Origin of the sequence: Thiobacter sp. AK1 (genome assembly GCF_039822265.1) — a bacterium.
Taxonomy (GTDB): Bacteria; Pseudomonadota; Gammaproteobacteria; order Burkholderiales; family Thiobacteraceae; genus Thiobacter; species Thiobacter aerophilum.
In genome coordinates, this window is the sequence record NZ_JBAJEX010000001.1 from 1 (window position 1) to 14,018 (window position 14,018).

A 14,018-nucleotide genomic window follows, 5' to 3' on the forward strand; every position below is an offset into this window, starting at 1 on the left:
ATGAGCGCGGCTGGGTTGCCGCCGCTCTCCCGCAAGGCCTTCTTCCAGCGGTAGAGGGTTCTGCGGGAGACGCCGAACGCATCCATCGTGGCGGCCAAGCCGTGTTTGTCGAAGAATTGGAGAATCTCGAGTCGTTCCTGGGCATCTTTCGGTGTCATCCCCCAAAGATGCCCCAATCCGGCTACCCGGTAAAACCCCCTAATCCTGTACCCAATGTGCTGCACTTGCATGGCATTCCTCCGTCATCGAAGGCGTGCCAAAGGTTTCTGAACTTATGCATAACACCGCGTCGCTTCGACCCATTGGGGCTCACGAGAATACGTGACACGCGACGCCATCGGACCGCCACTCCTGCGCGGGCGCTCGTGGCGTATTCGTGGCCGTCTTCCTGGGTTGCCGCTTGCGCGAGGACGTTGCGAACCGGTCACAAACTTACGTAATTCTCGATGGAACGGCACCATGAAAGCCATCAAAACGCTGGCTATCACAATCATCCTGTTGCTGGCGCTCGCCTTGTCGTTGCCAGTCCTGATTCCCCTCGAACGCTATATTCCGCGGCTAGCGAGTGTGGCCGCAGAGAAACTGGGTGAGCCGGTTGCCATCGGTCGTCTGGGCTTGCGGTTGTTACCGCTGCCAGTGGTGACTTTGGAAGACATTCGTATCGGGCCGCAGGAGGACGTGCGCGTCGGCACGGTGCGCGTGTATCCGGACCTATGGAGCCTGGCGGCGCCCGTGAAAGTGTTGCGGCGGGTGGAGGCGGATGGCGTGACGCTGGATGCACCCCTTGCCGAGCGGCTGATGCGCTGGTCGCGGGAAACGGCAGGGCCAAAGACCGTTTTCGTGCGCGAGGTTGAGCTACACAACGTGAGACTGGTCTTCGGCGATTTCCAGTGGGGCCCGTTGCGGGCAGACTTGGGTCTCGATTTGCAAGGGCTGCGGCGGGTGGACGCGGGCACGGAAGATGGGAGCCTGCGTGTGAACCTGGTGCCGGAAGGCGAGCAGTATGCGTTGACGCTCACGGCGTACAACTGGACGCTGCCGGTGAGGCCAGCACTCCGTTTCGACCAGCTGCGAGGGCAGGGTAAACTGGATGCCACGCAACTCGTGCTGCCAGAACTGGAGGGCCGGCTCTATGGGGGTACACTGCGTGCCGCCTCGAGGATCGGCTGGGAGGACGGCATCCGCAGCGAGGGTGAGGCGCGCACGGCAGGCGTGGAGATCGAGCCCATCGCGCGCCTGCTGGGTCAGGTTGCCGCGGTGAGTGGTCAATTGTACGCCGCGGGACGTTACCGTCTGGGGGCAAAGGAGGCGGCGCAGCTTGCCGAGAGTCTACGCGCCACGTTCCACTTCGAGGTAAAAAAGGGCGTGCTTTATAACTTCGATTTGGCCGGGGCGGTGCGTTCCCTGGCGCGTGAAGGCACGCGCGGAGGCCAGACGAGTTTCACCGAACTGTCGGGCACGGTGCATCTGGTGGGTAAGGCCATTGAGCTGCGCGACATCAAGGTGGCCTCGGGGCTGCTCGCGGCCGATGGCAACGTGGACATCGCTGCCAATCGCAATCTGTCCGGGCGGCTCTACGTTAAGATGAAGGGGACGGCCGGTCTGGTGAGCGTGCCGCTGGAGCTGGCTGGCACGCTGCGCGAACCTGTCTTGTTCCCCAACCGGGCTGCCCTGGCCGGCGCGGTGGTGGGCACAGGCCTGATGGGACCGGGTCTTGGCACCACGGTGGGTGCCAAAGCCGGCGCGGCGCTGGACAGATTGTTCCGGTGAGCGCGGCACCACCTGCGTGCCAAGCAAGCGATCGACCGAATGCCTGCCTGGATTTGTCTGAGCCTTCAGGCCAGCGCATGCTGCATGCGCGCCAAGGCCTGTTGCAGATTCTGCATCGAGGTGGCGAAGGAGAGGCGGATATAGCCCTCTAGTCCGAAGGCCGAGCCCGGTACCACCGCCACGCCGGCCTTTTCCAGGAGATAGTTGCTGAGGGCGATGTCGGTCGCTTCGGGGATCGCCCCCTTGCCGTACAGGCCACAAATTGCCTCGCGCACGTCCGGGAAGGCATAGAAGGCACCACCCGCGGGCAGACATTTCACCCCCGGGATACGGTTGAGCTGCTCCACCACGAAGGCATGCCGTTCGCGGAAGGCCGCAACCATGGGCGTGATGCAGGTCTGGTCCCCGTTCAACGCCGCTTCCGCTGCCACCTGGGAGATGGAAGTGGGATTGGACGTGCTCTGTGACTGCACGTTGGTCATCGCGGTGATGATAGCCTCCGGCCCCGCCGCGTAGCCGATGCGCCAGCCGGTCATGGCATAGGCTTTGGACACACCGTTGAGCACCACGGTGCGGTCATAGAGTTCGGGGCAGGCATTGAGGATGTTCACGAAGGGGGCATCGGTGAGGCGGATGTGCTCGTACATATCGTCAGTGGCGATGAGCACCCGCGGATGGGCCTTGAGCACGGCACCCAGGTCCGCCAGTTCTTCAAGGCTGTACACGGCGCCGCTGGGGTTACTGGGGCTATTGATGACCACCAGCTTGGTACGCGGGGTGAGGGCGGCTTCCAGTTGCGCGGGTGTGATCTTGTAGCCCTGTTCGATGCCCGCCGGCACAAACACGGGCTTGCCGTCAGCGAGCAGCACGATGTCCGGATAGGACACCCAGTAGGGTGCGGGAATCACCACTTCATCGCCGGGATCCACCACCGCCTGCACCAGGTTGTAAAAGCTCTGTTTGCCCCCACATGAGACGAGGATCTGGCGTGGCGTGTAGTCCAAGCCATTGTCACGCCGGAACTTGCCGATGATGGCCTGCTTGAGCGAGGGGGTACCGTCCACCGCCGTGTATTTGGTGAACCCCTTGCGGATGGCTTCGATGGCTGCGGCCTTGATGTGGTCTGGCGTGTCGAAGTCGGGTTCGCCCGCGCCGAGGCCGATGATGTCCTTGCCTTGCGCCTTGAGGCTGGCGGCCAGAGCCGTCACGGCAAGGGTGGGTGAGGGCTTGATGGCCTGTACGCGTCTGGAGAGTTCCACTTGGGTTCCACCGGGGTCGAGAGGGAATTCTTGAAGTCGGAGATGGTTGGGCGCTCCCACCCCAAAGCAGGGGCGGAAACGGCCGCATGCTAGAATCCAACGCTTTGCAAAAACCGCGATTTTACCCTTGATCGTCACCTTCCCCAATAGTCCCTACCAGCTCTACCAGCCGTTCCCGCCGGCAGGCGACCAGCCCACCGCCATCGAGCAGCTGGTGGAGGGAATCCGGGACGGACTGGCGTTCCAGACCCTGCTGGGGGTGACTGGCTCCGGTAAGACCTACACCATGGCCAACGTCATCGCCCGGCTGGGGCGGCCGGCCATCGTCATGGCACCCAACAAGACGCTCGCCGCCCAGCTTTACGCCGAGTTTCGGGAGTTCTTTCCCCACAACGCAGTGGAGTATTTCGTTTCCTACTACGACTACTACCAGCCCGAGGCCTACGTGCCCGCGCGCGACCTGTTCATCGAGAAGGATTCCTCCATCAACGAGCACATCGAGCAGATGCGCCTGTCTGCCACCAAGGCGCTGATGGAGCGGCGCGATGCGGTGATCGTGGCGACCGTCTCGGCGATCTACGGCATCGGCGATCCGGTGGACTATCACGCCATGATCCTGCATCTGCGTCAGGGCGAGAAACTCTCGCAACGCGACGCCATCCGGCGCCTTGCCGAAATGCAGTACGAGCGCAACGAAATGGAGTTCCGACGCGGCGTGTACCGGGTGCGTGGCGATGTGATCGACATCTTCCCGGCGGAAAACGCCGAGCTAGCGGTGCGCCTGTCTCTGTTCGACGACGAGATCGAAAGCATCGCCCTGTTCGACCCCTTGACCGGACACATGGTGCAAAAAGTGCCGCGCTTCACCGTCTATCCTTCGAGCCACTACGTCACGCCGCGTGCCACCACGCTGCGCGCGATCGAGGCGATCAAAGCGGAGCTGGCCGCGCGCATCGAATGGTTCCAAAGCCAGGGCAAGCTGGTGGAAGCCCAGCGCATTGCCGAACGCACCCGCTTCGACCTGGAAATGCTCAACGAGCTGGGTTTCTGCAAAGGCATCGAGAATTATTCCCGCCACCTCTCTGGCCGCCAGCCGGGGGAACCGCCACCCACTCTGATCGATTACCTGCCGCGCGATGCCATCATGTTCATCGACGAATCCCACGTGACCATTCCCCAGATCGGTGGTATGTACCGGGGCGACCGCGCGCGCAAGGAAAACCTCGTGGATTACGGCTTCCGCCTGCCTTCCGCCTTGGACAACCGACCCCTGCGCTTCGACGAATTCGAGAAGCTCATGCCCCAGACCATCTTCGTCTCCGCCACGCCGGCGGAATACGAGGCGCGGCACGCAGCCCAGGTGGTGGAGCAGGTGGTCCGTCCCACCGGCCTCGTGGATCCGGAGGTGGAAGTGCGGCCGGCCACCACTCAGGTGGACGATCTGCTCTCGGAAGTGAAGGCGCGCGTGGCCGCTGACGAGCGCGTCCTGGTGACCACGCTCACCAAGCGCATGGCTGAGGATCTCACCGACTATCTCCTGGATCACGGCGTGCGCGTACGCTACTTGCACTCGGACATCGACACGGTGGAACGGGTGGAGATCATCCGCGACCTGCGCCTGGGCGAGTTTGACGTATTGGTGGGCATCAATTTGCTACGCGAGGGGCTGGACATTCCTGAAGTGTCACTGGTGGCCATCCTGGACGCGGACAAGGAGGGCTTCTTACGTTCCGAACGTTCCCTCATCCAGACCATCGGCCGCGCAGCGCGGCACATCCACGGCAAGGCCATCCTCTATGCGGATACGGTGACGGAGTCCATGCGTCGCGCCATCGATGAAACTGAGCGTCGGCGCGCCAAGCAAATCGCCTACAACCAGGCCCACGGCATCACGCCCAAGGGTGTGGTCAAACGCATCAAGGACATCATCGAAGGGGTGTACGACTACGAGCAGGCCCAGGAAAAACTGCTCGCCCAGCAGGAAGCCGCAGGCTATGCCCACATGAGCGAGAAAGAACTCACACGCGAGGTGAAGCGGCTGGAAAAGGCCATGCTGGAAGCGGCCCGCAACCTGGAATTCGAGAAGGCCGCCCAGCTACGGGATCGCATGAATCTGCTCAAGCAGCAGTTGTTCGGAGTCGTGGAGCATGACCAAGGTTAAGGTGCTGTTCGTGTGCATGGGCAACATTTGTCGCTCCCCCACGGCGGAAGCAGTGTTCCGCGCCCACCTGGAACAAGCGGGCCTGCACCGCCACGTGGAAGTCGATTCGGCAGGCACCCACGCCTACCACGTGGGCGAACCGCCGGATGCGCGTGCCCAGCAGGCGGGCCTGAAGCGAGGCTACCGCATGGCCCATTTGCGCGGGCGGCAGGTGAACCGCCGGGATTTCGAGGAATTCGACTACGTGCTAGCCATGGACATGGACAACCTCACCCGCTTGCAACAGCAGTGTCCACAGGAGCACGCCCACAAGCTCTCCCTGTTCATGGAGCACGCACGCAACTTCGTGGAACGCGAAGTGCCGGACCCTTACTACGGCGGGCCCGCAGGCTTCGAACGGGTGCTGGACATGGTGGAAGACGCAAGCCAAGGCCTGATTGCACACATCCGCCGGCGGCACTTCTCCGGCTGAGCGCCGGGGCTGTGGCGAGGCACGGCTTGGACTGTGGCTTGCTGCGCCGCTGCCAGAAAGCGCCTCGCCATGGGCAACGCCCCCAAGAAAAACGCCGTGCCTCGGAAAGGCACGGCGTTTGGTCGGGCCGACAGCCCCTCAGGCGTCGCGTCGGGTTTCCACCTGTTGCAGCGGCTCATCGCTCACCGGAAGCACCTGCTGGGCCCAGGCCGGCTTGGGTCGCGGGCCGCGCGGCTTGGGGGCTTCCTCGCTCCGTTCCGCCTGGATGGCGGCGAGGGCCTCGGGACGGGTCTCGATGAGGACGAGCCCCGCCGCTGCCAGGTCCACCGCCACGGGGGCCGGCTGCTCCACCTTCACCGGTGCGGGCGCGGGCTTTGCCGGCGCAAAGGGCAGTTCGGTCTGAGTGGCCACGGGCACCGGCGCAGGCGCAGGGACTGCCGCGGTCTGCGCCTCGGGGGTTACGGCAGCCTTGGTGTGGGCCTCGCGCGCCGCACGCGTCATCGCCGCATCTTCGATGATGGCCTCGATCACGGGCGCCACGGCCTCCCGCGGTGCCCGTTCAGGCGCCCGCTCTTGCCGACCGTTGCGTTCCACGCGTTGGCCTTCGGCCGTGCGGCGGGGTCGCGCCTCGACCTCGGGACGGGTTTCACGGGCCGACGCGCCTTCGCCCGCCTTCGCCTCACGGGCCTCGGTCGCGCCTGCTTCTTCCCGCCGCTCGCCACGCCCACGGCCACGCCGTCCCCGGCGATTGCCGCGCTCCTGGCCCTCGGCCAAGGCGGCAGCCGGTGGTTGGGCCGCGACCTCAGGCTTCTCGCCGCGTTGGACTTCCGGTCGGGGCGGCTGCGCCTCGCCGCGCGGCGCCTGGGTCTCGGCACGCGTCTCGCGCCGCTCGCCGCGATGGCGACCGCGGCCGCGCCCCCGACCACGCTCGGTGCGCTCGCTGCGTCCCACAGGACGGGTTGGCGCAGAAGGGGCAGTCGGCGCTTTCTTCTCGCTCCCGAACAGACCGGCGAACCATCCCGCCACCTTTGACAGCCAAGCTTCCTTCTTTTCCTCTTTCTCTGGCGTCTTGTCCGGGACCACCGGCGCCGGCTGGGCAGGGGTGATGTCCCGTACCACCGCAACCTGACGCGGTTTGGGCGGCTCGGCCGCGGTTTCTGGCTCGGCGGCCTCCGCCGGCGCTTCCACCAGCTCGTAGCTGGGGCGGTCGATGGCGGCAACGTCGTCGGCCTTCAGGCGGGTCACGGTGAAGTGGGGCGTTTGCAGGTGCACATTGGGGATGAGCACCACGCTCACCTTGAAGCGGGCCTCGATTTTCCAGATGTCGGCGCGCTTCTCGTTGAGCAGGAAGGTGGCCACGTCCACCGGGATCTGGGCATGGACGGCGGCGGTGTGTTCCTTCATCGCCTCTTCCTGGATCAGGCGCAGGATGTGCAGCGCCGTGGATTCCGCGCCACGGATGTGACCGGTGCCGTTGCAGCGTGGGCAGACCACGTGGCTGGTCTCGCCGAGGGACGGCTGTAGCCGCTGACGGGATAGCTCCAACAGGCCGAAGCGGGAGATCTTACCCATTTGCACCCGCGCCCGATCCAGGTGCAAGGCGTCAGCCAGACGTTTTTCCACCTCGCGCTGGTTGCGCTGGCTTTCCATGTCGATGAAGTCGATGACGATCAGGCCGCCCAAGTCGCGCAGGCGCAGTTGGCGGGCGATTTCGTCCGCAGCCTCGAGATTGGTGCGGAAGGCGGTTTCCTCGATGTCCGCGCCCTTGGTGGCGCGGGCCGAATTGACATCGATGGCGGTGAGCGCCTCGGTGTGGTCGATGACGATGGCGCCGCCGGAGGGCAGATTCACCGAGCGCGCATAGGCCGACTCGATCTGGTGCTCGATCTGGAAACGGGAAAACAGGGGCACGTCATCCCGGTAGAGCTTGATTTTGTTGACGTTCTGCGGCATCACGTGGCTCATGAACTGCCGCGCCTGCTCGTAGATGTCTTCGGTGTCGATCAGGATCTCGCCGATGTCCGGCTGGAACAGGTCGCGGATGGCGCGGATCACCAGGCTACCCTCCTGGTAGATCAGGAAGGCGCCCGACTGGCTCGCCGCGGCCGCCTCGATGGCGCGCCACAGCTGCAGCAGGTAGTTGAGATCCCACTGCAGTTCTTCCACCGTGCGGCCGATGCCGGCGGTGCGGGCGATGATGCTCATGCCGGGGGGGACGTCCAGCTTGGCCATGGTTTCCCGCAGCTCGTCGCGATCCTCGCCCTCGATACGACGGGAGACCCCGCCGCCGCGCGGGTTGTTGGGCATGAGGACGAGATAGCGACCGGCCAGGCTGATGAAGGTGGTGAGCGCCGCGCCCTTGTTGCCGCGCTCATCCTTCTCCACCTGGACGATGAGTTCTTGGCCTTCCTTCACCGCATCCTGGATGCTGGCGCGCCCCACCGTGGCTCCTTCGCGGAAATAGCTGCGGGCGATTTCCTTGAAGGGCAGGAAGCCATGCCGCTCTGCCCCGTAGTCCACGAAGCAAGCTTCGAGACTGGGTTCGATGCGGGTGATAACGCCCTTGTAGATGTTGGACTTACGCTGTTCCTTGGCTGAGGATTCGATGTCGAGGTCGATGAGCTTCTGGCCGTCGACAATGGCCACACGCAGTTCCTCGGCCTGCGTGGCATTGAACAACATACGTTTCATTTTCGTGGTCTCCCGCGCTCAGGACACGGGCAGGCCAGACCGCGCACATCACGGGGATGGGCGATTCCTGGTCAAACGACGGAGAAGAGGGAAGGTCCGGGTTCGTTTAGGGCCATGGAAAAGACTGGTCTGGTGAAAATATCGGCGATGGGATGCATCTAGAGGCATCGCCAGCCCGGGGCATGGCCCGAGCTGCTTCACATCGCGAGCGGGGCCCCATGAATGGGGCCCCCAGGCTTCGGGCCGGCGCGCGGCGCGCGTCGGCGCAATCCCAAGTGCTCTGAGCGCGCAATTCAAGTACTATCGCTGCTTTTGCCGCGGCGGTGAGCGAGATAACCGCCTGCTGTGCGACGCCGGTCTGGGAGTGCCGGGCGCTTTCACTCAAAGCACGCCGCCAACGCCGTTACGGGGACCGGATCACCCGCCGGACCCGAGGCCCGGAGCCGCTTTGGCGTCTCCGCAGCCATGGCCGGAAGCGACAGTATATTGAAAATGAAAGAGTTAAGCAAAGAAACCGTCACCTGGCTGACAATCGGCGATCAGGCCGCTGGGCAGCGCATCGATAATTTCCTGTTGCGGGAACTGAAGGGCGTACCGAAAAGCCACATTTACCGGATCCTGCGCAGCGGCGAGGTACGGGTGAACAGCCGGCGGGTGGAGGCCACCCATCGGCTGGCCGCGGGGGATCGGGTGCGTTTGCCACCCCTGCGTCGGCCGCGCCCCGCCGCCGCCCAACGGACCGGCCGCTTCGCCGGTCGCGTGCTCTACGAGGACGAGGCGCTGCTGGTAGTGGACAAACCGGCGGGCATCGCGGTGCACGGTGGCAGTGGGGTCTCCTATGGCCTCATCGAGCAGCTGCGCCAAGCCCGGCCGGAACTTCGCTTCCTGGAACTCGTGCACCGCCTGGACAAAGAAACCTCGGGCGTGTTGCTGCTCGCCAAGAAGCGTTCGGCTCTCACCCGATTGCATGCCATGCTGCGCGAGGGGCGGGTGGAAAAGCACTATCTGGCGCTGGTTAAAGGACACTGGCCGCACGCGCGCCAGCACGTAAAGCTCGCCTTGCACAAATTTCTCACCGAGACCGGGGAACGGCGGGTGCGCGTGAGCGAGGAGGGCCAGCCAGCCCATACCTTCTTCACCTTGCTGCGTCGCTGGCAGGATTTCAGCCTGGTCGATGCGGAACTCAAGACCGGGCGCACCCATCAGATCCGTGTCCACTTGGCGCATCTGGGCCATCCCATCGCCGGCGACGACAAGTACGGGAATTTCGCGCTCAACAAAGAGCTCGCGCGGCGAGGTCTCAGGCGCATGTTCCTCCATGCCAAAAGCCTGGCCTTCGCGCACCCGCTGACCCAGGACGGGATGGTCTTTGAGGCACCCTTGCCGGTGGAACTCCAGCGCTTCCTCGCCATGTTAGAAGGCACGCACCCGCAAAATCGAGGCGCTGATGCGTGATAGGCTGCCTTGGTCCCCGGGCAAGCGGCGCGCCGTGCAAACGGTCGTGAAATATTCTGCTCCCGCCCCCGCGGGCGTGTTGGTCCACGCTTAGCCTGTGACCCACTCTTGCAACCTTGAGTAGCACGTAAAAGATGGCAAGACGCTTCCACCTCATCGTCTTCGACTGGGACGGCACGCTCATGGATTCGGCGGGTGTGATCGTCACCTCCATCCAGCGCGCCGCCCAGGATCTGGGGCTTGAGCCCCCGCCGGAAGCAGCCTGCCGCCACATCATCGGCCTGGGCCTCACCGAGGCGCTGGCCCAGCTGTTCCCCGCGCTGCCAGAGGCCGAACATCCTCGCCTGGTGACGCGCTACCGCTACCATTACCTGGGTCGGGATGCGCAGATTCCCCTGTTCGCGGGGGTGGATGCGCTGGTGCGCGAGTTGCATGCGCAGGACTATCTGCTGGGCGTGGCCACGGGAAAAAGCCGCAAGGGGCTGGATCGGGTTTTGGGCTATACCGGGCTTGGCGCCTATTTCCACGCCACGCGCTGCGCCGACGAGTGTTTTTCCAAACCCCATCCGCAGATGCTGGAGGAATTGATGGGGCAATTGGGCGTCCGTCCGGAACGGACGCTCATGATTGGAGACACCAGCCATGACCTGCAGATGGCGGCTAATGCGGGCGTGCCGGCGCTTGCCGTCAGTTACGGCGCCCACCGGCGCGAGGATCTGCTGGCCCACGGGCCGCTGGCTTGCGTGAACAGTGTAGAGGAGCTTAGGACATGGCTGATGACCTGCGCCTGATCTGTGCCAGCGACGAGCTGGAGGAAGGTGGGCGCGGCGTGCGCTTCGCCATCCTGCACGAGGGCGCGCTCAAGCCAGCCTTCGCGGTGCGCTTCGAGGGTCTTGCTCGCGCCTACCTCAACCAGTGCGCCCACGTGCCGGTGGAGCTCGATTTCCGGGAAGGGGAATTTTTCGACGACTCGGGCCTCTACCTGATTTGCTCCACCCATGGCGCCCTCTACGCGCCCGAGTCCGGTGCCTGCTTGGGCGGGCCTTGCAATGGCAAGGCACTCACGCCCCTGCAAGTGGTGGAAATGGATGGACATGTTTATGTGAGGGAGGAGACTGGCCATGGCGGAAGGTGAGAACTGGGAGCGCAAGACACTGGAGAAAATCGCCCTAGCGGCGGTGACCGAGCAGCGCCGCGCGCGGCGCTGGGGGATTTTTTTCAAGAGCCTGGGCTTTCTCTATCTATTTCTGCTGCTGGCTGCCTTCATGGGCTGGCTTACGCCGGAGGAGTTGCCCGCAGGGCGCAAGCACACCGCGCTGGTTGAGCTGGAAGGCGTCATCGCGCCCGGTGCGCCGGCCAATGCGGACCGCATCATCGAAGGTCTCAACAAGGCCTTCAAGGACAAAAACACCCAGGGCGTCATCCTGCGCATCAACAGTCCAGGGGGTAGCCCGGTGCAGGCTGGCCGCATCAACGACGAGATCCGCCGCCTGCGCGCCCAGTATCCGCACATTCCGCTGTACGCGGTGGTGGACGACCTGTGTGCTTCTGGGGGTTACTACGTGGCTGTGGCGGCAGAGCGCATCTACGTGGACAAGGCATCCATCATCGGCTCCATCGGCGTGATCATCAACGGCTTTGGCTTCACCGGCGCCATGGACAAGCTGGGTGTGGAGCGGCGCCTGCTCATTGCGGGCGAAAACAAGGCCTTCCTCGATCCCTTCTCCCCGGAAAACCCCCAGCAGAAGGCTTATGCTCAGAACATGATCGAGGAAATCCATCAGCAGTTCATCGAGGTGGTGCGCAAGGGCCGCGGTAGTCGCCTCAACGAGACGCCGGACATGTGGAGCGGGCTGGTATGGCACGGCGCGAAGGCCATTGAGCTGGGGCTGGCCGATGCCCTTGGCAGCGTCCAGTCCGTGGCACGCGACGTGATCAAGGCAGAGAACGTCGTGGACTTCACGCCCCAGCAAAGTCTCGCCGACCGGCTGGCGCGGCGTTTCGGTAGCGCGGCGGCTCAGGCGTTGTTCGATAGCAAACTGGAGCTGCGATGAGCGAGCCTTACCGACCCATCGCTTGCGCCGACCACGAGCGGTTGGAATTCGCCGTACTGCGTCGTCTGCCCCTCACGCTGCGCCTCCTGGATGGCCGTAGCCTCAGTGGCAAGGCGCTCGACGTCTTTACCCGCGAAGGCGCCGAATGGCTGCGGCTGCGGGAAGCCAATGGCAGCGAGCATGTGCTGCGTCTGGACGAAATCGCCACGATCCATGATTCCTGACTTCCTGAGGGGCCCCTCGCCGCTACGGTGTTCCGCTCGTGGGGCACGCCACTTCCCCATGATCTCGATAGCGGCATGCGTTTCAGCGGCGGCCTTGCATGGACCGATGGCTGCAACGTAACGGATGGGCACCTAGCGCCGCGGCCTGACCTCTGGCACATCGACCATCGGCATGAGTCTTCAGCCAGCCTGCAAACAGAATACTGCGGGCAGTTTCTCCAACAGAGGTGCCGATGCCTTCCAGGCGGCGATACTGCGCGTGACGATCCGCTGCTGCGGCGTGGTGAGGGCCATCGCCACGCACAGCAGGGTGTCGTCGTGGCAGGCTTCCAGGACCGCCTGCAGAAGCGCTGTGTTGCGGTAGGGTGTCTCGATGAATAGCTGGGTTGCCCGCTGGCGGCGCGAGGTGACTTCCAGTTCCCGCAGGGCTTTCTTGCGCGCGCTGCCCGCGACGGGTAGATAGCCGTGGAAGGTGAAGCGCTGTCCTTCCAGCCCGGAGGCCATCAGGGCAAGCATCAGAGCGGACGGCCCCACCAGCGGCACCACCGGAATGCCTTCCTGGTGGGCGAGTCTGACCAGCGCGGCACCCGGGTCGGCCACCGCGGGACAGCCGGCCTCGGACATCAGGCCCACGTCGTGGCCAGTGCGCAAGGGCGCAAGCAGATGCGGCAGCCGGTCCGGTGGCGTGTGCTCGTCGAGGATCGTGAGGTGCAGGGTAGAAAGGGGTACCGTCGTCCCCACGCGTTTCAGAAAGGCGCGAGCGGTCTTGGGATGCTCCACGATGAAATGACCAAGCCGCGCCGCTACCTCCTGCACCTGCTGTGGGAGGATCCAGTTGAGCCCGCCCTCGCCCAAAGGCGTGGGGATGAGATAGAGCGTGCCGGGGTTCATGGGCGTGCCCCTTTCTGCAAGACGATCAGGGCCACCCCTGCCACCATCACGCCGCCGGCGAACAAATGGCGCGGCAGGCGGCGGTCACCGAACAGGAGCGCGCCGAATAGGATGCCAAATAGGATGCTCACGCGCTTGACTGCGATCATGTAGGCGGTTTGGATGCGCTCCAGTGCGAGGAAATGGGTGACCACCATCAGCCCCATAAGGGCGGCCACGATCAGGGCGCCTGGCCCCGGGCGCATTAGCACCCGCAGGGAAGCGGGCTCGCGTACGCCGAACAGCAAGAGCGTGAGCGTCCCCAGCAACACGAAATACAAGGCGCCGAATTCCATGGCGCTCATGTACTGCATGGCTGCCTTGCCCTGCACCGAAGTCACGCTGTAGATCAGCGCCACCGCCAGCATCAGGCGCGAGCCCCGCTCGCGTAGCATCGCCGCGAAGGGCGCAAGCCAGGATCTGGGTTCGGCCAGACGGGCGTGGTCCAGGTTGAGCACATAGGCACCGCCGGTCACCAGCAACACCCCTACCAAGCCCTGGGTCGAGAGTTTTTCTCCCAGCAGTAGCCAGCCCACCGCGCTTGCGAACACTGGTGTGAAGGCCATGTAGGGAAGGGTGAGCGCGAGGGGTGTGTTGCGAATGGCCCGCACGTAGAGCACCATGGCCAGTATCTCCAAGGGCAGAGCAGTACCCACCCAAAGCCAGAACGTCGGCGCGGGCCGATGGGGCGGGTGCAGCAGCAGCCACGGGACGAGCCATACCGCGGCCAGCGTGAAGCGCACCAGAACCAGCTCTGCCGCCGTATGGCGGGCCAGCCATTTCTGGGTGAGGGCATCGGCAGCGGCGAGGCTTGCCGCGCACAGCAGGGCCAGGACAAACCAGCTCAACGCCGACTCCCGAAGATGACATCCATGACCCGGCGCAGCTTACGGAAAGGGTGCGCAAAGGGCAATCGGGCACGGGTTATGTGCCAGCTTTGCGTCAAGAAAACGCCATGGGCGAAACCAGCGCCGCCCTCGTGGGGCTGCGCGTCTTCGGAGA

13 protein-coding genes are annotated in these 14,018 nt (G+C 64.5%); 8 read left to right on the top strand and 5 right to left on the bottom strand.

Annotated elements, in window-relative coordinates; translation table 11 throughout:
• Nucleotides 1–230: helix-turn-helix domain-containing protein (locus tag V6E02_RS12940; protein WP_430626746.1), on the bottom strand; the 230-nt coding region annotated here is incomplete at its 3' end.
• 229 nt (nucleotides 231–459) lie between these two features.
• Here V6E02_RS12940 and V6E02_RS00005 point away from each other — a divergent pair.
• Nucleotides 460–1,770 carry an AsmA family protein gene (locus V6E02_RS00005; RefSeq protein ID WP_347305914.1) on the top strand — a complete coding sequence of 437 codons (1,311 nt, stop codon included), beginning with the start codon at nucleotides 460–462 and terminating at the stop codon, nucleotides 1,768–1,770.
• Nucleotides 1,771–1,835: 65 nt separating this feature from the next.
• Here the strand turns inward: V6E02_RS00005 and V6E02_RS00010 are convergent, their stop codons facing one another.
• A complete protein-coding gene (locus V6E02_RS00010; protein WP_347305916.1) occupies nucleotides 1,836–3,029 on the bottom strand; it encodes a pyridoxal phosphate-dependent aminotransferase in 1,194 nt (397 codons plus the stop codon).
• A 127-nt stretch (nucleotides 3,030–3,156) separates the two neighbouring features.
• Between V6E02_RS00010 and uvrB the strand changes: the two genes are divergently transcribed.
• Together uvrB and V6E02_RS00020 are read left to right on the top strand one after the other, a co-directional pair.
• Nucleotides 3,157–5,190 (top strand): excinuclease ABC subunit UvrB, encoded by a 2,034-nt coding sequence (gene uvrB / locus V6E02_RS00015; RefSeq protein WP_347305918.1) that lies wholly within the window; start codon nucleotides 3,157–3,159, stop codon nucleotides 5,188–5,190.
• On the top strand, nucleotides 5,177–5,662 hold the full coding sequence (locus V6E02_RS00020; protein ID WP_347305920.1) for a low molecular weight protein-tyrosine-phosphatase: 486 nt from the start codon (nucleotides 5,177–5,179) through the stop codon (nucleotides 5,660–5,662). The genes uvrB and V6E02_RS00020 overlap by 14 nt, the downstream gene beginning before the upstream one ends.
• A 138-nt stretch (nucleotides 5,663–5,800) precedes the next feature.
• Here V6E02_RS00020 and V6E02_RS00025 read toward each other — a convergent pair whose 3' ends face one another.
• Nucleotides 5,801–8,353, bottom strand: a complete 2,553-nt coding sequence (locus tag V6E02_RS00025; protein ID WP_347305921.1) for an Rne/Rng family ribonuclease — start codon at nucleotides 8,351–8,353, stop codon at nucleotides 5,801–5,803.
• Between the two features lie 492 nt (nucleotides 8,354–8,845).
• Here V6E02_RS00025 and V6E02_RS00030 point away from each other — a divergent pair, with 492 nt between their 5' ends.
• The 5 genes from V6E02_RS00030 (at nucleotide 8,846) to V6E02_RS00050 (ending at nucleotide 12,086) form a co-directional block, all read left to right on the top strand.
• The gene (locus V6E02_RS00030; RefSeq protein ID WP_347305923.1) at nucleotides 8,846–9,808 is read left to right on the top strand and encodes an RluA family pseudouridine synthase; all 963 of its coding nucleotides are present in this window, start codon (nucleotides 8,846–8,848) and stop codon (nucleotides 9,806–9,808) included.
• A 134-nt stretch (nucleotides 9,809–9,942) separates the two neighbouring features.
• Nucleotides 9,943–10,599: an HAD-IA family hydrolase gene (locus V6E02_RS00035; RefSeq protein ID WP_347305925.1), complete on the top strand. Its 657-nt coding sequence runs from the start codon at nucleotides 9,943–9,945 to the stop codon at nucleotides 10,597–10,599.
• Nucleotides 10,578–10,943 carry a Rieske (2Fe-2S) protein gene (locus V6E02_RS00040; protein ID WP_347305927.1) on the top strand — a complete coding sequence of 122 codons (366 nt, stop codon included), beginning with the start codon at nucleotides 10,578–10,580 and terminating at the stop codon, nucleotides 10,941–10,943. The genes V6E02_RS00035 and V6E02_RS00040 overlap by 22 nt, the downstream gene beginning before the upstream one ends.
• Nucleotides 10,930–11,862 (top strand): S49 family peptidase, encoded by a 933-nt coding sequence (locus V6E02_RS00045; RefSeq protein WP_347305929.1) that lies wholly within the window; start codon nucleotides 10,930–10,932, stop codon nucleotides 11,860–11,862. Before V6E02_RS00040 ends, V6E02_RS00045 begins: the two co-directional genes overlap by 14 nt.
• Nucleotides 11,859–12,086 carry a Rho-binding antiterminator gene (locus tag V6E02_RS00050; RefSeq protein WP_347305930.1) on the top strand — a complete coding sequence of 76 codons (228 nt, stop codon included), beginning with the start codon at nucleotides 11,859–11,861 and terminating at the stop codon, nucleotides 12,084–12,086. The genes V6E02_RS00045 and V6E02_RS00050 overlap by 4 nt, the downstream gene beginning before the upstream one ends.
• Before the next feature lie 180 nt (nucleotides 12,087–12,266).
• Here the strand turns inward: V6E02_RS00050 and V6E02_RS00055 are convergent, their stop codons facing one another.
• Entirely contained in the window at nucleotides 12,267–12,977 is a 711-nt protein-coding gene (locus V6E02_RS00055; RefSeq protein WP_347305932.1) for an SAM-dependent methyltransferase, read from the bottom strand.
• Nucleotides 12,974–13,864, bottom strand: coding sequence for a DMT family transporter (locus V6E02_RS00060; protein WP_347305934.1), 891 nt, complete (start codon nucleotides 13,862–13,864; stop codon nucleotides 12,974–12,976). Before V6E02_RS00060 ends, V6E02_RS00055 begins: the two co-directional genes overlap by 4 nt.
• Nucleotides 13,865–14,018: the final 154 nt, after the last annotated feature.

Coding starts and splice junctions, on each gene's coding strand:
- V6E02_RS00005 (WP_347305914.1), top strand. CDS start 460: ATGAAAGCCATCAAAACGCTGGCTATCACAATCATCCTGTTGCTGGCG.
- V6E02_RS00020 (WP_347305920.1), top strand. CDS start 5,177: ATGACCAAGGTTAAGGTGCTGTTCGTGTGCATGGGCAACATTTGTCGC.
- V6E02_RS00025 (WP_347305921.1), bottom strand. CDS start 8,353: ATGAAACGTATGTTGTTCAATGCCACGCAGGCCGAGGAACTGCGTGTG.
- V6E02_RS00030 (WP_347305923.1), top strand. CDS start 8,846: ATGAAAGAGTTAAGCAAAGAAACCGTCACCTGGCTGACAATCGGCGAT.
- V6E02_RS00035 (WP_347305925.1), top strand. CDS start 9,943: ATGGCAAGACGCTTCCACCTCATCGTCTTCGACTGGGACGGCACGCTC.
- V6E02_RS00040 (WP_347305927.1), top strand. CDS start 10,578: ATGGCTGATGACCTGCGCCTGATCTGTGCCAGCGACGAGCTGGAGGAA.
- V6E02_RS00045 (WP_347305929.1), top strand. CDS start 10,930: ATGGCGGAAGGTGAGAACTGGGAGCGCAAGACACTGGAGAAAATCGCC.
- V6E02_RS00050 (WP_347305930.1), top strand. CDS start 11,859: ATGAGCGAGCCTTACCGACCCATCGCTTGCGCCGACCACGAGCGGTTG.
- V6E02_RS00055 (WP_347305932.1), bottom strand. CDS start 12,977: ATGAACCCCGGCACGCTCTATCTCATCCCCACGCCTTTGGGCGAGGGC.